This window comes from Streptomyces sp. NPDC021019 (assembly GCF_044333295.1).
Lineage (GTDB): Bacteria > Actinomycetota > Actinomycetes > Streptomycetales > Streptomycetaceae > Streptomyces.
In genome coordinates, this window is record NZ_JBIRQR010000007.1 from 189,921 (window position 1) to 206,582 (window position 16,662).

The window sequence follows — 16,662 nt, forward strand, 5'->3', positions numbered from 1 at the left end:
ACGGGGAGGCGGCTGTTCAACGAGGGAGGGTCAGGCGAGGTCGCGCTTGGCCGCGATCTTGGAGGAGAGGCCGAAGATCTCGATGAAGCCCTGCGCCTTGGACTGGTCGAAGGTGTCGCCCGAGTCGTAGGTGGCGAGGTTGAAGTCGTACAGCGACTCCTCGGACCTCCGGCCGGTGACGACGGCGCGGCCGCCGTGCAGGGTCATCCGGATGTCGCCGGTGACGTGCTGGTTGGCCTCGTTGATGAAGCCGTCCAGGGCGCGCTTCAGCGGGGAGAACCACAGGCCGTCGTAGACCATCTCGCCCCAGCGCTGCTCGACCTGCCGCTTGTAGCGGGCCAGCTCGCGCTCGACGGTGACGTTCTCCAGCTCCTGGTGGGCGGTGATCAGCGCGATGGCGCCGGGCGCCTCGTACACCTCGCGGGACTTGATGCCCACGAGCCGGTCCTCGACCATGTCGATCCGGCCGACGCCCTGCGCGCCGGCCCGCTCGTTGAGCTGCTGGATCGCCTGGAGGACGGTGACGGGACGGCCGTCGACGGCTACGGGCACGCCCTCCTTGAAGGAGATGACGACCTCGTCTGCCTCGCGCTGGACGGCGGGGTCGTCGGTGTACTCGTAGATGTCCTCGATCGGCGCGTTCCAGATGTCCTCCAGGAAGCCCGTCTCGACAGCGCGCCCGAAGACGTTCTGGTCGATGGAGTACGGGGACTTCTTGGTGGTCGCGATCGGGAGGTTCTTCTCCTCGCAGAAGGCGATCGCCTTGTCCCGGGTCATCGCGTAGTCGCGGACCGGGGCGATGCACTTCAGGTCGGGGCCGAGCGCGGAGATGCCGGCCTCGAAGCGGACCTGGTCGTTGCCCTTGCCGGTGCAGCCGTGGGCGACGATCCCGGCGTCGTGCTTGCGGGCGGCGGCGACGAGGTGCTTGACGATGGTCGGCCGGGAGAGGGCCGAGACCAGCGGGTAGCGGTCCATGTAGAGGGCGTTGGCCTTGATCGCCGGGAGGCAGTACTCCTCGGCGAACTCGTCCTTGGCATCCGCGACCTCGGCTTCGACGGCACCGCAGGCGAGCGCGCGCTTGCGGATGACGTCCAGGTCCTCGCCGCCCTGGCCGACGTCCACGGCCACGGCGATGACCTCGGCGCCCGTCTCCTCGGCGATCCAGCCGATGGCGACGGAGGTGTCCAGGCCGCCCGAGTAGGCGAGAACGACGCGCTCGGTCACGGGTTTCTCCTTACGGTGCAATCACTGATGGGTATAACTATGCAGTCCACCGTATGGTTTGTCAAAGGCCCTTCCCGGGGGCCAGTCCAAGGGCCGCCGGACATCGTGCGCGTGCACGGCCGGGGTGAGCCGGTCTTCCGTGACGCCCCCCCGGTCCCCGGGCCGCTCGCCCGCTTCCCCGGTGTCGGCCCTGCCCCGCACGGGCTGCGCCGATCATCGTGGTGACCGCCGACCTGGTCCGCGACACCCGTGGGTTCGGCGTGCCGTTCCTGAGTTACGACGAGGACGGCACGCCGCACGCGGACCGGTTCCGGCGCGGCGACGAGAAGAGCCTCGGCGCCTGCTTCGCGAAGAGGAGGACATCGCGACGGGCATCGATGGGCTGCCGGGCCTGCCGCTCCCGCTGCCGCCCCTGCCGGCCGCGCTCCCGGGGTGAGCCGCTGGGCCGTACGGAGCAGGTCCGGTGGGACGCGCCCGTCGGCCGCCGTACGGTCCGGAGCATGCGCAGATCACTGGTGACCGCCGCCGTACTCCTCGCCCTGGCCGGCTCCCTCGGGGCCGGGCCCGGCCGAACCGATGCCCCTCCCCTGCCGTACCGGCTCGCGGACACGGGCGGCGGCTCCCAGCTGATCACCGCCGAGGCCCCGGGCACCGGCTCCACGACGGGAACCGTGACCTGGTGGGAGCGGCGTGGGGGCCGCTGGACGGAGGCCGGGTCGGCGCCCGCCCGGTTCGGGGCGAACGGGCTGGCCGAGGGGGCCATCCGGGAGCAGGGCACCAGCACCACGCCCACCGGCCTGTACGACCTGCCGTACGCCTTCGGCACCGAGGCCGCTCCGGCCGGCACGACGTACCCCTACCGCGAGGCCACCGAGGACTCCTGGTGGTGCCAGGACAACGACTCGCGCGCGTACAACCGCTGGGTGGAGCCACGTCCGGCGGACTGCCGGGCGGCGGAGGCCGAGCACCTGGTCTCCTACGGCACGCAGTACGCCCACGCCCTGGTGATCGGCTTCAACTACGCCCGTCCGGTACGGGGCAGGGGCGCGGGAATCTTCCTGCACGTGAACGGGCGCGGGCCGACGGCCGGGTGCGTCTCGGTCCCGGCCGACGCCATGGCGGAGATCCTCGCCTGGGCGGACCCGGAGAGCGGACCGCACATCGCGATCGGCACCTCCTGGGGCCCGACCGCGATCACGCGCTACTGAACGGGGCTGTTCAGCGGTCGTTCTGAGCGAGCCTCAGCAGGTGGTCGGCGAGCGCCTGGCCGCCGTTCGGGTCGCGGCTGATGAGCATCAGCGTGTCGTCGCCCGCGATGGTGCCGAGGATGTCGTGCAGTTCGGCCTGGTCGATGGCCGAGGCGAGGAACTGGGCCGCGCCCGGCGGGGTGCGCAGCACCACGAGGTTGGCCGAGGCCTCCGCCGAGATGAGCAGTTCGGCCGAGAGCCGGCGCATCCGCTCCTCCTTGGCCGAGCCGCCCAGCGGGGCCTGCGGGGTGCGGAATCCGCCCTCGCTCGGCACCGCGTAGATCAGTTCGCCGCCGGTGTTGCGGATCTTCACCGCGCCCAGCTCGTCCAGGTCACGGGAGAGCGTCGCCTGGGTGACGCTCAGTCCGTCGTCGGCGAGGAGCTTGGCCAGCTGGCTCTGCGAGCGGACCGGCTGCCGGTTCAGGATGTCCACGATCCGGCGGTGGCGGGCGGTGCGGGTCTGCGGCACGGACGGCCCGCCGTGCTCGGATTCCTGCGCCTCGGTCATCGTCGTCGCCTCATTCTCCGGAGGGTCATGCTCCGGATCGTCCGTCCCCGTATGCCGCGTCGAGAGCGCTCGGCAAAACCTCCAGGAACGCGTCCACCTCCGCGTCACCGATGATCAGCGGCGGCATGAGCCGTACGACATCGGGGGCGGGCACGTTCACCAGGAGGCCGGCTCCCTGGGCCGCCTGCTGCACCTGCGGTGCGAGGGGTCCGGTGAGCACGATACCCAGCAGCAGGCCCGCGCCGCGGACGTGGGAGACGAGCGGGTGTCCCAGCGCCTCGACGCCGTCGCGGATCTTCTCCCCGAGCCGCTTGACGTCGGCGAGCACGCCGTCGGCCGCGAGGGTGTCGATGACGGCGAGTCCGGCGGCGCAGGCGACCGGGTTGCCGCCGAACGTCGTGCCGTGGTGCCCGGGCTTCAGCAGGTCGGCCGCCGGTCCGAAGGCGACCGTCGCGCCGATCGGCAGTCCGCCGCCGAGACCCTTCGCGAGGGTGACGATGTCCGGTTCGACGCCTTGGTGCGCCTGGTGCTCGAACCACTGGCCGCAACGGCCGACGCCGGTCTGGACCTCGTCCAGGACGAGCAGGGTGCCGGTCGCCCGGGTGATCTCCCGGGCGGCCTCCAGATAGTCCTCGGGCGGGACGACGACACCGTTCTCGCCCTGGATCGGCTCGATGATGACCAGCGCGGTGTCGGTGGTCACCGCGGCCTTCAGCGCGCCGACGTCTCCGTACGGGACGTGGGTGACGTCACCGGGCAGCGGGCGGAAGGGCTCCTGCTTCCCGGGCTGGCCGGTGAGGGCGAGCGCGCCCATCGTCCGGCCGTGGAAGCCGCCGTCGGTGGCGACCATGTGGGTGCGCCCGGTGAGCCGGCCGATCTTGAAGGCGGCCTCGTTGGCCTCCGCGCCGGAGTTGGCGAAGAAGACCCGCCCCTGACGGCCGAACAGCTGGAGCAGCCGCTCGGCGAGCGCGACGGGCGGCTCGGCGATGAACAGGTTCGACACGTGTCCGAGGGAGGCGATCTGGGTGGAGACGGCCTCGACGACGGCGGGGTGGGCGTGGCCGAGGGCGTTGACCGCGATACCGCCGACGAAGTCGAGGTGGCGGTTGCCTTCCGCATCCCAGACATAGGCGCCCTCGCCGCGGACGAGCGGCAGCCGGGGTGTGCCGTAGTTGTCCATCAGTGCGCCCTGCCACCGCTGGGTGAGTCCCGCAGCCTCTGTGCCGGTCATGATTCCCCCTGTTCGGGCCCTGTGTGTACGGCGATGGGGGCGTCGGGCACGACCATCGTGCCGACGCCCTCGTCGGTGAAGATCTCCAGCAGGATCGAGTGCTGGACGCGGCCGTCGATGACGCGGGCGGTCTCGACGCCGTTGCGCACGGCGTGCAGACAACCCCGCATCTTGGGGACCATGCCGCTGGACAGCTCGGGCAGCAGCTTCTCCAGCTGGCTCGCGGTGAGCCGGCTGATGACGTCGTCGCTGTTGGGCCAGTCCTCGTACAGGCCCTCGACGTCGGTGAGGACCATCAGCGTCTCGGCGTTCAGCGCGGCGGCGAGCGCGGCGGCCGCGGTGTCGGCGTTGACGTTGTAGACGTGGTGGTCGTCGGCGGAGCGGGCGATGGAGGAGACGACCGGGATGCGGCCGTCGTCCAGCAGCGCCTGGATGGCGCCGGTGTCGATGGCGGTGATCTCGCCGACCCGGCCGATGTCGACGAGCTCGCCGTCGATGGTGGGCCGGTGCTGGGTGGCGGTGATGGTGTGGGCGTCCTCGCCGGTCATGCCGACGGCGAGGGGGCCGTGCTGGTTGAGGAGCCCGACGAGTTCGCGCTGGACCTGTCCGGCGAGCACCATCCGGACGACGTCCATCGCCTCGGGGGTGGTGACCCGCAGCCCGGCCTTGAACTCGCTGACCAGGCCCTGCTTGTCGAGCTGGGCGCTGATCTGCGGGCCGCCGCCGTGCACGACGACGGGCTTGAGGCCGGCGTGCCGCAGGAAGACGACGTCCTGGGCGAAGGCGGCCTTCAACTCCTCGTCGATCATGGCGTTGCCGCCGAACTTGATGACGACGGTCCTGCCGTGGTGCCGGGTCAGCCACGGCAGCGCCTCGATGAGGATCTGCGCCTTCGGGAGTGCGGTGTGCTTCCGCGCGGTGCTCATGAGCTGTACGCGCTGTTCTCGTGGACGTAGTCCGCGGTGAGGTCGTTGGCCCAGATGACGGCCGACTCCGTGCCGGCGGCGAGGTCGGCGGTGATCCTGACCTCCCGGTAGCGCATGTCGACGAGGTCGCGGTCCTCGCCGACGCCGCCGCTCTTGCAGACCCAGACGTCGTTGATGGCGACGTTGAGCCGGTCCGGCTCGAAGGCGGCCTGCGTGGTGCCGATCGCGGAGAGGACGCGGCCCCAGTTGGGGTCCTCACCGTGGATCGCGCACTTGAGGAGGTTGTTGCGGGCGATGGACCGGCCGACCTCGACGGCGTCGTCCTCGGTGGCCGCGTTGATCACCTCGATCCTGATGTCCTTGGACGCGCCCTCGGCGTCGCCGATGAGCTGCCGGGCGAGGTCCGCGCAGACGGCGCGTACGGCTTCGGCGAACTCGGCCTGTTCCGGGGCGGTTCCGCTGGCGCCGGAGGCGAGCAGCAGCACGGTGTCGTTGGTGGACATGCAACCGTCGGAGTCGACCCGGTCGAAGGTGGTGCGGGTGGCCTCGCGCAGTGCGGCGTCCAGCGCGGGGCTCTCGACATCCGCGTCGGTGGTGAGCACGACGAGCATGGTGGCCAGGCCCGGGGCGAGCATGCCCGCTCCCTTGGCCATGCCGCCGACGGTCCACCCCTCGCCGCCCGCGACGGCCGTCTTGTGCACGGTGTCGGTGGTCTTGATGGCGATGGCGGCCTTCTCACCGCCGTGCTCGCTGAGGGCCGCGGCGGCCTGCTCGATGCCGGGGAGCAGCTTGTCCATGGGAAGCAGGAGACCGATGAGCCCGGTGGAGGCGACGGCGATCTCGCCGGCGCTGTGACCCTCCAGCACCTCTGCGGCCTTCTCGGCGGTGGCGTGGGTGTCCTGGAAGCCCTGGGGCCCCGTACAGGCGTTGGCGCCACCGGAGTTGAGGACGACGGCGGTGACCTCGCCGCCCTTGAGGACCTGCTCCGACCAGAGCACCGGGGCGGCCTTGACGCGGTTGGAGGTGAAGACGCCCGCGGCGGCGCGGCGCGGCCCGTTGTTGACCACGAGGGCCAGGTCCGGGTTGCCGCTCTCCTTGATTCCCGCGGCGATGCCCGCCGCGACGAACCCCTGTGCTGCCGTGACGCTCACGGTGCCACTCCGATCGTCGAAAGACCTGTGTCCTCGGGAAGTCCGAGGGCGATGTTCATGCTCTGGAGGGCGCCACCCGCGGTGCCCTTGGCGAGGTTGTCGATGGCGCTGATCACGATGATCCGCCCGGCCGCCGCGTCGTACGCGACCTGGAGCTGGGCGGCGTTGGAGCCGTACACCGCGGCGGTGGCGGGCCACTGCCCCTCGGGCAGCAGGTCGACGAACGGCTCGTCCGCGAACGCCTTCTCGTACACCCCGCGCAGGCTCTGGGCGCTCACGCCGGGCCTCGCCCTCGCGCTGCACGTGGCGAGGATGCCGCGGGGCATGGGCGCGAGGGTGGGCGTGAAGGAGACGGTGACCGGCTGCCCGGCGGCGGCGCTGAGGTTCTGGATCATCTCGGGTGTGTGGCGGTGCCCGCCGCCGACGCCGTACGGGGTCATGTTGCCCATCACCTCGGAGCCGAGCAGATGCGGCTTGGCCGCCTTGCCCGCACCTGAGGTGCCGGACGCGGCGACGATCACGGCCTCCGGCTCGGCGAGGCCGGCCTCGTACGCCGGGAAGAGCGCGAGAGAGACGGCGGTCGGGTAGCACCCGGGCACGGCGATCCGCCGGGTCCCGGCGAGCGCGGCCCGCCCGCCCGGCAGCTCGGGCAGCCCGTACGGCCAGGTCCCGGCGTGCGGAGACCCGTAGAACGCTTCCCAGTCCCCGGCGTTCTTCAGTCGGAAGTCGGCCCCCATGTCGACGACGAGGACCTCCTGTCCCACCTGTTCGGCGACGGCGGCGGACTGCCCGTGCGGAAGCGCCAGGAAGACGACGTCGTGGCCGGCGAGCACCTCGGCGGTGGTGGGCTCCAGCACCCGGCCGGCCAGGGGCCGCAGATGCGGCTGGAGCGACCCGAGCGTCTGCCCGGCGTTGGTGTGCCCGGTGAGGGCGCCGATCTCGACGTCCGGGTGCGCCAGCAGAAGACGGAGCAGCTCCCCGCCGGCGTAGCCGCTCGCCCCTGCCACTGCTGCTCGTACCACCATCGGTTACCCTCCTGATCGATGGCATGACTATACGCATAGCCGCACGTTTATGCAAAGGCGTATCGGCTGCGGGCAGCAGCCCCTCTTCCCCCGACCTCCACCCGGAGAGGCCGCCCCAACCCCTCACCAGAAGAGGCCGCCTCGACCCGCGCACCGTCCCAGACCCCCTCCTCAACGTCTGGGCAGGCACGTTGGACAGGCTGGACGGCGAGTGCGCACCCGGCAGAAGCCGCCAGTCGACGCCGTGGCATACCAGGCCGCCCTGCGGCACATCGCGGAGATCATCATGGCTGCCCCACGACAGGGATGAAGCGCACACACGCCACCCGCGGCCGCGGGAGAAAGGGAGGTGCTGTCCCCTGGCCTGCACAGGCAGGATCGCTCCGCGTCGACCGATGTCAGCGGAATGATCGAATGCCGGCCCGGGGCCCGCATATGGGGCCCCGACGACGAAGACTCCGTGGGGGAGGTCGGCATCGATCTCTTCCTCCTCAACCAGGGCAACGCCTACGACGGCCTGGCCTGCCTCTCCGGAGTCCGGAACTCCTACGGCTTCCGCCCCCTGGCGGAGGACCGGGGCTTCCCGGCTGATGCCTCGCCCGGGCTGCAAGGGGAGTTCGCCGGCTTTGGCCCCCACGATGTGCACGGGACTACCTGGCCGACCTGGGCGGAGCTGAACACCACGGACGGACGCGGTGCACCGGCGGGTCGTCGCGGCTGGAGGCGGGGTCCTCGAACCGCCGCCCGAGGCCCGGTTCGGGTCGGGTGCGGCGGCGTTCGTGTGCACGGTGCGGGAGCCCGAGGGCAGCCCGTGGACCTTCGGCGCCTACCGCGGCCCTTCGGCTGGAGCAGAGCCTCGGGAACGCCCGGGGCCCGGCGCTGATGCCGGGGCCCTGGGCTGCGAGGTTGGTCGGTGTGGAGGAGTCAGTGGCTGGTGAGTTCGCCGGTGAGCTTGGTGTGGAGGTCGGCGCTCGGGTCGTTCAGGCCGATGATCTCCACGGTCTTGCCGCGTTGCTTGTACTTGGTCTCGATGGCGTCGAGGGCGGCGACGGAGGAGGCGTCCCAGATGTGGGCTGCGGAGAGGTCGACAATGATCCGGTCGGGGTCGCCGTTGTAGTCGAACTGGCCGACGAGGTCGTTGGAGGAGGCGAAGAACAGCTCGCCGGTCACGGAGTAAACGACGCTGCTGCCGTCGGGGGCGGTGACGGCGCTGACGCGGGCGAGGTGGGCGACGCGCTTGGCGAAGATGACCATGGCGGTGACGGAGCCGACGACGACGCCGATGGCGAGGTTGTCGGTGGCGACCACCACGACCACCGTGATGACCATGACGGCGATCTCACCGGCGGGCATGCGCTTCAGTGTCTTCGGGGAGACGGAATGCCAGTCGAAGGTCGCGAAGGCCACCATGACCATGACGGCGACGAGGGCGGCCATGGGGATGTCGGAGACGACCGGGCCGAAGACGATGCACAGCACCATCAGGAACGCGCCCGCCAGGAACGTGGAGAGGCGGGTGCGAGCGCCGGACACCTTCACGTTGATCATGGTCTGGCCGATCATGGCGCAGCCGCCCATGCCACCGAAGAAGCCGGTGACGATATTGGCGATGCCCTGACCGATGGACTCCCGGGTCTTGGAGGAGTGGGTGTCGGTGATGTCGTCGACCAGTTTCGCGGTCATCAGCGACTCCATCAGCCCGACCAGGGCCATCGCGAACGCGTAGGGGGCAATGGTGGTCAGGGTGTCCAAGGTGAAGGGTACGTCGGGCAGCCCCGGCACCGGCAGGGACGAGGGGAGCTCACCCTTGTCGCCGACGGTCGGCACGGCGATCCCGGCCGCGACCGTGATGACGGTGAGGATGACGATGGACACCAGAGGGGCCGGGACGACCTTGGTGATCCTCGGGAAGAACACCATGAGCGCCAGCCCGCCGATAATCAGCGGGTACACGGCCCAGGGGACGTCCCGCATTTCGGGGACCTGGGCCATGAAGATCAGGATGGCCAGGGAGTTGACGAAGCCGACCATCACCGAGCGCGGGACGAACCGCATCAGTTTCGCCACACCGAGGGCGCCGAGGGCGATCTGGATGATTCCGGCGAGGATGACGGCGGCGATCAGGTGGCCCAGGCCGTGTTCGCGGTTCAGAGGGGCGATGACGAGGGCGACGGCGCCGGTGGCGGCGGAGATCATCGCGCGCCGGCCGCCGACGACCGAGATGACCACGGCCATGGTGAACGAGGCGAACAGTCCGACCGCCGGGTCGACACCGGCGATGATCGAGAACGAGATCGCCTCGGGGATCAGGGCCAGTGCGACGACCAGGCCGGCCAGAATCTCGGTGCGCCAGACCTTCGGATTGTTCAGCCAGTCCGGGCGCAGGCCGCGCAGCCGTCCGGCGGGAGTCGTTACGGAAGAAGACAAGGAAGCAGGCACCTGTCGTGCTCGGGCACAGTCCGCGGGAAGGCCGGGGCGTGCGGGAAGGACACGCAGGGGCCGGAGCGGAACCCTGCGGACGGCCCGCGGGGCGGACCGGAAGCCGAATGGGAAGGGAGCCTGGCGCGAGGTGCGGCCGGCGGGTCACATCGGGGTGCGAAGGGTCACGGCGGGCAGGCGGCGGCGATCGGCGTCATGGGCTCGCGCACGCTCTCTCCTGCAAGAATCGGGAATCTTCGCCGGGGGGCGTCTTCGACCCCGGGAACGGCAGCAACGGCGCGGATCAGCCGCACCAGCAACTCTACCCTAACGTTAGAGTGGGGTTCGGTGGATCGCAGGGAACGCGACCGCCGCGACGAGAAGGGCCAGGGCCACAGGCGTGGACGACGAGCACATGCAGATCGGCGAAGTCGCCGCACGGACCGAACTGTCCCTGCGCACCATCCGCCACTACGAGGAAGTCGGGCTCGTCATCCCCTCCGCCCGCTCCCAGGGCGGATTCCGTCTCTATACCGAGGCCGACGTCGCCCGGCTCATGGTCATCCGCCGGATGAAGCCCCTCGGCTTCACCTTGGACGAGATGCGCGATCTCCTTGACATCACCGACCGCCTCGACACCGCCCCGCGGGCCGACAGCGGCGAACGCGAAGCGCTCCTGGAGCGCATGGGCGTCTACGAGCAGGCCGCCGCCCGGAAGATCGAGGACCTGCGTATCCAGCTGACCCGCGCGGAAGACTTCGCGGCCACCCTCCGCGCCCGCCTCCGGGACGCTCCCGGCGTGGACACCGCCGCCCGCGCTGCGGCAGCCCGCGCTTGACCCGACGTCTGTCCTCAGCGCGGAGGCGCCGGAGCGGGGTGTGACAGGTAGCCGTGGAGGAGCGCCTGCACCCCGACGGTGACGATCGCGGCGCGGGCCGGGGCGGAGAGGGCGGCTGCCCCGCAGAAGAGCTGAGCAGGGCCGGACCGCTGCTGGAGCGGAGCAACCGTCCGGCACCTCCGCTGTTCGAGCGGAGGTGCCGGACGGTTTCGCCCACCCGCAACCGCCTTCGCCGCTACCTTCCCGAAGGGAACATGGATGCCCCCAGCACGCCCGGCCGCCCGTGGCTCCTCAGGGGGCACGGGCGGCGTGTGCAGCGGTGGCGCAGAGGCGTGTGGCGGCTCGGTGTGCGGCAGCGCGTCAGTGGCGCAGGAGCGTGTGGCGGCTCGGTGTGCGGCAGCGCGTCAGTGGAAGACGACCGAACGCACCTTCAGCCGCTCCGAGGCCCCGCCGGTGTGCGGGCGGAGGGGGAAGGAAGCACCCTCGCAGTCGACGTCCGCGAAGACCTCCGCCCAGGCGTCCGTGCGGTTCTTCGGGGAGTGTCCGGGCTCGGGGTTCTCCAGGCCGACGCCCGGGAGGTTGACGCACTCACCACTGGGCGGGCTGTTCAGGAAGCCGGACGCCTCATACCCCTCGACGGTCACATAGTCGTAGCGGAACTGCCCCTCGGCGGCCGAGGCGGAGGAGGGGACGGCGGCGAGCAGCAGAGCGGCGCCGAGAACGGCGGCAAAGGTGGTGCGGAGGCGCATGGGTGCAGTCCTTCTGGTGATGGGGGTGTTGCCGTGGCCCTCTTCCTGGCAGGCAGGGCCGGTCGCGGGTGGGGCCGGGCAGGGAGACGTGTTTCCGCAGGCGCGCCGACGCACGGGTCACCGAGGTGAGAGCGTCGTGACACTGCGCACACATGGTGACACACACAGCGACCGACCATGATCACGAGACCGCCGCGGGGCTCGGCGAGCAGGGGCACAACAGGTGCGGCGACGCCCGGCGGATAACCGCGCCGGGCCCGCCCGGCGTCCCCCGGGACATGACGTGGCCGTGCGGTACGGAACGGAGAACGCGGAGGGAGGCCGTCCCATGCACCCACCGCACGACCGTCCCGCGTCACCGAGGAGCGGGAGCCCTCGACCCGGCCTCGCCGCGGCGACGTCCGCCGTCCTGCCGCGGCACCGGGGCGCCCTGGGGGGTGACACGGCGCGCGTCGTCGGTCTGTCCAGGCCGACCGGGCTGGCCGGGCTGACCGGGCTGCTGGTGACCGCCGCGATCTTCGCACTCACCCGGCCCGTCTTCACCCGTATGCGCGACCAACGCGTCGGGTACCGACACCCCCGAGGACTCCCGCGTGCGCGACCACACCGACCTCGCGTCGGTCGCCCTCAGCACGCTCCCGCTCTTCCTGCTTCTCCTCGGCATCCGGCAGCGCGGCACTACAGGCGGTGTGCTCCCGGGCCGGCGCGGCGGAGTCGGCGGACTCCTGCGCGCCTACCCTGTTCATCGCCGTGTCGCTGCGCCTCGCGCTCGCCCTCGCTCCGGCCGCCGCGGCCGCTGGTCTCGGCCCTGCGCCGTTCCACGGCCACCCCTCCCTACGGCACGTCGAACCGGACGAGCGCCTTGGCGACCGGCGTGCCGCTGCGCCGCGCGTACGTCAGCCGCTCGCGTACCTCACGCGGGGTCCGTGGACGGAATCCGGGCCCGCCGCAGCAGCTCTTGTGGAACCCCACGCCCGCGTTCAGCAGCACGGCGAGGGCCCGCCAGGCCGCGACGTCCCGCCTTCTCGGAGCCGCGAACGCCGATCCCACGTGGATCATCGGCTCCGCACAGCGCGGACAGTTCCGCTGCCTTGCCCGATCGTGGGGCTGCTTGAAGGAGACCCGGCAGGGAGGCAGACGTACGAGGTTTTCCCATGGCTCACCGGCTCAGCCCAGGGATCACACCGGGAGACGGCCATCGACTTCTTCGGACCTGACGCCGGACCCGCCCCCGGCCCAGGCCGGACGGCCCGGGCGGGGGCGATACTGGTCGCAGCAGTCGCCCCGCCGCCGACCCGGCTCCTGGCCGGGGCGGCCGACGGGGCCCGCCTTGCCGATGCCTCTGAGGGGAGCCGTTCATGACCACGGCGAAAGACCTGTTCATCATCGCCATGGATCCGGTACCGGAGCACACCGTGGGGCAGGGCGACCTGTCGCTCGCCCTCGCGGGAGCCGAACTGCTCGACCTCATCGGTGCGGGAACCGTCACCGTGGACGGCGACCTCATCGTGCCGGGCGGGCCGTCGACGCCGGACGACCGGCTCCTCGGCGAGGCCGCCGCACGGATCACCCGGCAACCGCCCTACGAGCGGATCGAGGACTGGCTGTGGCGCCGCGGCCGGGATCTTTCGGCCACCTACCAGGACGCGCTGGAGAAGGACGGCGAGCTCACCCAGAAGAGGAGCGGCCTGCTGCCCTTCGGCCCCCGCCGCGTGGAACTGGTCGACACCCCCGGCCGCCGCCGGGCCATCGGCCGCCGGGAGGAGGGGGAACCCGTCCTGGCCGCCCTGGCGTCGGCCGTGGGCATCGACGGCGGACGGTCCGGCGACGACGAGCCCCGCATCGACGACGAGACGGTGACGGCCGTGGTCGCCACCGTCCATGAAGCGGTGATGGAGCTGGAGGCCGTACGCCAGCGGCGGACCATCGAGAACACGGCCTTCGCCAACGTCTGGCGCGGACCGTGAGCCGGGCCTCCGGCCGAGGCACACGGCAGGGTTGACCTTGACACGGTGACAAGCTCTTCACTGCTTGCCGAGGAGGTGGTCTCGATGACAGTCACGGGAAACGACACGGACACGGACATGGTGCGAGCGCTCCGGGGGCTGGAGGACGACCGTGCGTCGGTACGGCTGCGAGCCGCTCTGGCGGTCGGCTCGACGCCGGACCCGCGCTGCGTCGGCACGCTCGTCGAGCGGTGCGCGGTCGAGCCGGAGTTCTTTGTACGCGACATGCTGACCTGGGCGCTCACCCGTCACCCGGTGTCCGTCACGCTTCCCCGGCTGATCCGCGAAGTCCGCTCCGAGGGGGCGCGGGCGCGGAGCCAGGCGCTGCACACGTTGTCCAAGATCGGGGACCGGCGGGCGTGGCCGGCGATCACCCGGGCGCTCCTGACCGACGCCGACGACGAGGTGGCGCGGAGTGCCTGGCGGGCGGCGGTCGTCCTGGTACCGGAAGGGGAGGAGGCCGCGTTGGCCGCGCTGCTGGCGACGCAGCTCGGGCGCGGCGGGCGGGAGACCCGGCTGAGTATCAGCCGGGCGCTGGTCGCGCTGGGGGATGCGATGACGCCGGCCGTGGACGCCGCGACGAGGGCCCCCGAGCCGCTCGTCCGCGCGCACGCGCTCGCCACGCAACGGCTGCTGCGCGAGCCGGACGCCGGATTCACGCTCGCCGTGGAGGAGGCGAAGCGCGTCGTGGCCCTCGGCGGCCATGGCGGCTCCCATGGCTCCGGCCGCCCCGGTGACTCCGCCGGCTCCGTCCGCTCCGGCGGAGTCAGCGGCTCCAGTGACTCCAGTGGCTCCAGTGGCTCCAGTGGCTCCATCGAGGAAGGTCCATAGGCCGTGCTGATCGGCGAAGTCGCGCGACGCTCCGGGGTCAGCGCCCGCATGCTCCGGCACTACGAGTCGCTCGGTCTGGTGCGGCCCTCGGGCCGCACCGGGTCCGGCTACCGGGAGTACGCCGGAGAGGACATCCAACGGATCTTCCATGTCGAGAGCCTTCGGGCGATGGGGCTTTCGCTGCGGGAGATCGGGCGCGCCCTCGACGATCCCGGCTTCGCGCCCTCGGCACTCGTCGACGACCTGATCCGTCGGACGCGTGAACGCATCGCGGTGGAGACCGAGTTGCTCACGCGGCTGCGTCGGGTCCACGCCACGGACCCAGCAGGCTGGGAGGACGTCCTCCAAGTCGTCACGCTCCTGGGGGCGTTGGGGTCCAAGAGCGCCGACGCCCGTCAGCGCGCGGCCCTCGCCTCGGTCGACGAGGTGCCGGTGGAGGCCCTGGTCGAGGCGGCGCTCGGCGAGAGCGACCCGAATGTGGCCGGGGCCCTTCGATGGGCACTGGCCCGATCGGGCGACGGCGGCCCCGCACTGCTGGCGGAGGGGCTCGGCGCACCCGTGGCCGCGGTACGGGAACGAGCCGTACGGTCCCTCGCCGAGATGCCCGGCGGTACGGCCACCGCGCTGCTGCGGGACGCCCTGGCGAGCCCCGATGACCTGGTCCGCGGCCACGCCGCTCTGGCCCTCGGGACTCGGGGCGAGGCGGACGCGGTCCCGGTGCTCGTCGACCTGGTCGTGGCGGGGACGAACGACACCGACGCGGCCGACGCGCTGAGCCTGCTGGCCGGCGACGACGCGGCGGCGGACCGGATCGCGGCCGAGCTCGTCGACCGCCTCGCCCGCGACACCACCGGCGCGTCGGCGCGCGGGCGGCTGGCCCAGGCGCTGGCGGGCGTCCCGGGGGCGGGTTCCTCACGCGCCCTCCAGGGGCTTCTGCACGACGAGGACCGTGCGGTCGCGCTGACCGCCGCGTACCTTCTTCAGTTGCGCGACGTGGGGTGACGGACCTCGCCCGGGGTGTCGCCCGCGGGGACCGGTGCGGCGTGTGCCGTCATGTCGGACGGCTCCTCCGCTTCCGCCGGGCCCCGTGACGCCTCCTGGGGCGCGGTGTCGGTCGGCGGCCGGTCCAGGAGCAGCGGAATCGCCAGGGCGGGCAGCAGCCAGACGAACACGATGAGGCGGTAGCCGAGCAGCTGGTCGAGGTTCGGGTGGCCCGCCTGGTTGAGGAGGCCCGCCGCCCCTGCCGCCAGCGCGATCGGCAGCACCACGGAGCGCCGTTTCAGCAGCGCCCAGGCCGAGAGCGCGAGCAGGACGGGGAGAACCGGGTAGGTGGCCTGGCGCCGGAGCCACGCCGTCCAGAAGACCCGCTCCTGGACGAAGAACTCGGGCCAGGGGTCGGGCCGGTCCGGGCGCTGGTAGTGGTGGGTCAGCAGGTCCTGGGCACTGTCCTGACCCATCGGCCAGGACAGGAGATGCGCCCCGGCGTAGACGATCGCCGCCAGCGCACCGCACAGTCCGGCCGCCCGGAGTACAGGGGCGGACCCGCGCCGCTTCAGGCGGAGCAACCCGGACCAGGCCAGGAAGACGCCCGCGAGAGCGGCCGCCAGCAGCAGGGCCTGGGAGTAGCGGACGAGGAACATCAGGGCGAGGCCGCCCGCGACGAGCGCCGCGCCCGTACGGGGCCGGTCCCGCAGCAGCAGGACACAGCCGAGGAGGACCACCGTGCCGAGCGCCAGGGAGAGCCCGTCGCTCAGGGGGTTCATGGCGACGGTGCCGGTGGGCAGGGCGAGGTACAGGGCCTGCCCGGCCAGCCCGGCGCGCCGGGAAGCTCCCGCGGCCCGGAGGGTGAGCAGGACGCAGACGCTGCCGGCCAGCGCGACGGCGAGCCCGGCGAGCCAGAGACCCCAGGTGGCTCCGAAGGCGGCCACGAACGGGACCAGGAACAGCGGATAGCCGGGCCTGGCCTCGAAGATGGCCATGAAGCGCTGGTTGGCGAACGGCGCGGTCATCCCCGACGTGTTGCCGTGGTCCGACCAGTACGCGACCGAGTCGTTCAACCGGCCCACGCACTGCTCCTCCGACTCTCCCGCGGCCTTCCTGCTGGTCCAGGGGATGAAGTCCAGGGGTGCGCGCTGCCCGCTGGCACAGGAGTAGCCGATGGCCAGCCGGCCCGCCTCCTGGCGGTCCGCGCCGCTGAGGCTCAGGGCGTAGGAGAGGTAGTTCTTCGTGTCGGGCGAGGCCCGTCCGGTGACCGCTGTCAGCTGGACCCCCGCGAAGGCCACGGCGATGAGCAGCATCCCGACGAGGCCGAGGCGCTGGGTTCTGCGGGTGCTCGGCGACGGCCCGCGCGCGGTCGGCGACCACCTGCGGATGTTCGGCATCGATCTGCGGACGTTCGGCATCGGACGGACGCTCCCCTGCATACGGCGGTTGCTCCATCAACGAGACAACCGGCGTGTGGTGGCGTTCACGGGCCGGATCCGGATGCGACGGGCGCGGGCCCGAGCT

The 16,662-nt window shown here is 71.9% G+C and carries 14 protein-coding genes and 2 pseudogenes; 6 read left to right on the forward strand and 10 right to left on the reverse strand.

Annotation, left to right across the window (positions count from 1 at the left end; translation table 11 throughout):
* Positions 1-30 precede the first annotated feature (30 nt).
* Positions 31-1,224 carry an argininosuccinate synthase gene (locus ACH4RG_RS30015; RefSeq protein ID WP_398540518.1) on the reverse strand — a complete coding sequence of 398 codons (1,194 nt, stop codon included), beginning with the start codon at positions 1,222-1,224 and terminating at the stop codon, positions 31-33.
* An 87-nt stretch (positions 1,225-1,311) separates the two neighbouring features.
* On the opposite strand from ACH4RG_RS30015, the pseudogene ACH4RG_RS30020 reads away from it, so the two are divergent.
* Both ACH4RG_RS30020 and ACH4RG_RS30025 read left to right on the forward strand, forming a co-directional pair.
* Positions 1,312-1,660, forward strand: a pseudogene (locus ACH4RG_RS30020) (pyridoxamine 5'-phosphate oxidase family protein); the annotation flags it as partial.
* A gap of 64 nt (positions 1,661-1,724) precedes the next feature.
* Positions 1,725-2,432 carry a L,D-transpeptidase gene (locus ACH4RG_RS30025; protein ID WP_398162516.1) on the forward strand — a complete coding sequence of 236 codons (708 nt, stop codon included), beginning with the start codon at positions 1,725-1,727 and terminating at the stop codon, positions 2,430-2,432.
* Between the two features lie 10 nt (positions 2,433-2,442).
* Here the strand turns inward: ACH4RG_RS30025 and ACH4RG_RS30030 are convergent, their stop codons facing one another.
* From ACH4RG_RS30030 to ACH4RG_RS30055, 6 genes are all read right to left on the reverse strand, one after another.
* The gene (locus tag ACH4RG_RS30030) at positions 2,443-2,979 is read right to left on the reverse strand and encodes an arginine repressor (RefSeq protein ID WP_006123291.1); all 537 of its coding nucleotides are present in this window, start codon (positions 2,977-2,979) and stop codon (positions 2,443-2,445) included.
* 25 nt (positions 2,980-3,004) lie between these two features.
* The gene (locus ACH4RG_RS30035) at positions 3,005-4,210 is read right to left on the reverse strand and encodes an acetylornithine transaminase (RefSeq protein WP_397922868.1); all 1,206 of its coding nucleotides are present in this window, start codon (positions 4,208-4,210) and stop codon (positions 3,005-3,007) included.
* Positions 4,207-5,136 (reverse strand): acetylglutamate kinase, encoded by a 930-nt coding sequence (gene argB, locus ACH4RG_RS30040; RefSeq protein WP_397922867.1) that lies wholly within the window; start codon positions 5,134-5,136, stop codon positions 4,207-4,209. The genes ACH4RG_RS30035 and argB overlap by 4 nt, the downstream gene beginning before the upstream one ends.
* Entirely contained in the window at positions 5,133-6,287 is a 1,155-nt protein-coding gene (gene argJ / locus ACH4RG_RS30045) for a bifunctional glutamate N-acetyltransferase/amino-acid acetyltransferase ArgJ (RefSeq protein WP_398540519.1), read from the reverse strand. The genes argB and argJ overlap by 4 nt, the downstream gene beginning before the upstream one ends.
* The gene (gene argC, locus ACH4RG_RS30050; RefSeq protein WP_398540520.1) at positions 6,284-7,312 is read right to left on the reverse strand and encodes an N-acetyl-gamma-glutamyl-phosphate reductase; all 1,029 of its coding nucleotides are present in this window, start codon (positions 7,310-7,312) and stop codon (positions 6,284-6,286) included. The genes argJ and argC overlap by 4 nt, the downstream gene beginning before the upstream one ends.
* A gap of 924 nt (positions 7,313-8,236) precedes the next feature.
* Complete coding sequence (locus ACH4RG_RS30055) at positions 8,237-9,739, reverse strand: SulP family inorganic anion transporter (protein WP_397922862.1); 1,503 nt, start codon at positions 9,737-9,739, stop codon at positions 8,237-8,239.
* A 391-nt stretch (positions 9,740-10,130) separates the two neighbouring features.
* Here ACH4RG_RS30055 and ACH4RG_RS30060 point away from each other — a divergent pair, with 391 nt between their 5' ends.
* Positions 10,131-10,568 carry a MerR family transcriptional regulator gene (locus tag ACH4RG_RS30060; protein ID WP_397922861.1) on the forward strand — a complete coding sequence of 146 codons (438 nt, stop codon included), beginning with the start codon at positions 10,131-10,133 and terminating at the stop codon, positions 10,566-10,568.
* A gap of 404 nt (positions 10,569-10,972) precedes the next feature.
* Here ACH4RG_RS30060 and ACH4RG_RS30065 read toward each other — a convergent pair whose 3' ends face one another.
* Together ACH4RG_RS30065 and ACH4RG_RS30070 are read right to left on the reverse strand one after the other, a co-directional pair.
* On the reverse strand, positions 10,973-11,317 hold the full coding sequence (locus ACH4RG_RS30065) for a hypothetical protein (RefSeq protein WP_397922860.1): 345 nt from the start codon (positions 11,315-11,317) through the stop codon (positions 10,973-10,975).
* 834 nt (positions 11,318-12,151) lie between these two features.
* Positions 12,152-12,480, reverse strand: a pseudogene (locus tag ACH4RG_RS30070) (deoxyxylulose-5-phosphate synthase).
* Between the two features lie 195 nt (positions 12,481-12,675).
* Here ACH4RG_RS30070 and ACH4RG_RS30075 point away from each other — a divergent pair.
* The 3 genes from ACH4RG_RS30075 to ACH4RG_RS30085 all read left to right on the forward strand — a co-directional run bounded on the left by ACH4RG_RS30075 (position 12,676) and on the right by ACH4RG_RS30085 (position 15,156).
* Positions 12,676-13,284 (forward strand): GPP34 family phosphoprotein, encoded by a 609-nt coding sequence (locus tag ACH4RG_RS30075; protein WP_397922859.1) that lies wholly within the window; start codon positions 12,676-12,678, stop codon positions 13,282-13,284.
* A gap of 84 nt (positions 13,285-13,368) precedes the next feature.
* The gene (locus ACH4RG_RS30080) at positions 13,369-14,154 is read left to right on the forward strand and encodes a HEAT repeat domain-containing protein (protein WP_398540521.1); all 786 of its coding nucleotides are present in this window, start codon (positions 13,369-13,371) and stop codon (positions 14,152-14,154) included.
* A 3-nt stretch (positions 14,155-14,157) separates the two neighbouring features.
* The gene (locus ACH4RG_RS30085) at positions 14,158-15,156 is read left to right on the forward strand and encodes a MerR family transcriptional regulator (RefSeq protein ID WP_398540522.1); all 999 of its coding nucleotides are present in this window, start codon (positions 14,158-14,160) and stop codon (positions 15,154-15,156) included.
* Here the strand turns inward: ACH4RG_RS30085 and ACH4RG_RS30090 are convergent.
* Positions 15,135-16,451 (reverse strand): hypothetical protein, encoded by a 1,317-nt coding sequence (locus ACH4RG_RS30090; RefSeq protein ID WP_397923161.1) that lies wholly within the window; start codon positions 16,449-16,451, stop codon positions 15,135-15,137. The genes ACH4RG_RS30085 and ACH4RG_RS30090 overlap by 22 nt on opposite strands.
* Positions 16,452-16,662: the final 211 nt, after the last annotated feature.

Bases quoted from the DNA above. Each gene is read 5' to 3' on its own strand.
- ACH4RG_RS30035 (WP_397922868.1), bottom strand. From the start codon at position 4,210: ATGACCGGCACAGAGGCTGCGGGACTCACCCAGCGGTGGCAGGGCGCA.
- ACH4RG_RS30090 (WP_397923161.1), bottom strand. From the start codon at position 16,451: ATGCTGCTCATCGCCGTGGCCTTCGCGGGGGTCCAGCTGACAGCGGTC.
- argB (WP_397922867.1), bottom strand. From the start codon at position 5,136: ATGAGCACCGCGCGGAAGCACACCGCACTCCCGAAGGCGCAGATCCTC.
- ACH4RG_RS30065 (WP_397922860.1), bottom strand. From the start codon at position 11,317: ATGCGCCTCCGCACCACCTTTGCCGCCGTTCTCGGCGCCGCTCTGCTG.
- ACH4RG_RS30030 (WP_006123291.1), bottom strand. From the start codon at position 2,979: ATGACCGAGGCGCAGGAATCCGAGCACGGCGGGCCGTCCGTGCCGCAG.
- argC (WP_398540520.1), bottom strand. From the start codon at position 7,312: ATGGTGGTACGAGCAGCAGTGGCAGGGGCGAGCGGCTACGCCGGCGGG.
- ACH4RG_RS30075 (WP_397922859.1), top strand. From the start codon at position 12,676: ATGACCACGGCGAAAGACCTGTTCATCATCGCCATGGATCCGGTACCG.
- ACH4RG_RS30080 (WP_398540521.1), top strand. From the start codon at position 13,369: ATGACAGTCACGGGAAACGACACGGACACGGACATGGTGCGAGCGCTC.
- ACH4RG_RS30025 (WP_398162516.1), top strand. From the start codon at position 1,725: ATGCGCAGATCACTGGTGACCGCCGCCGTACTCCTCGCCCTGGCCGGC.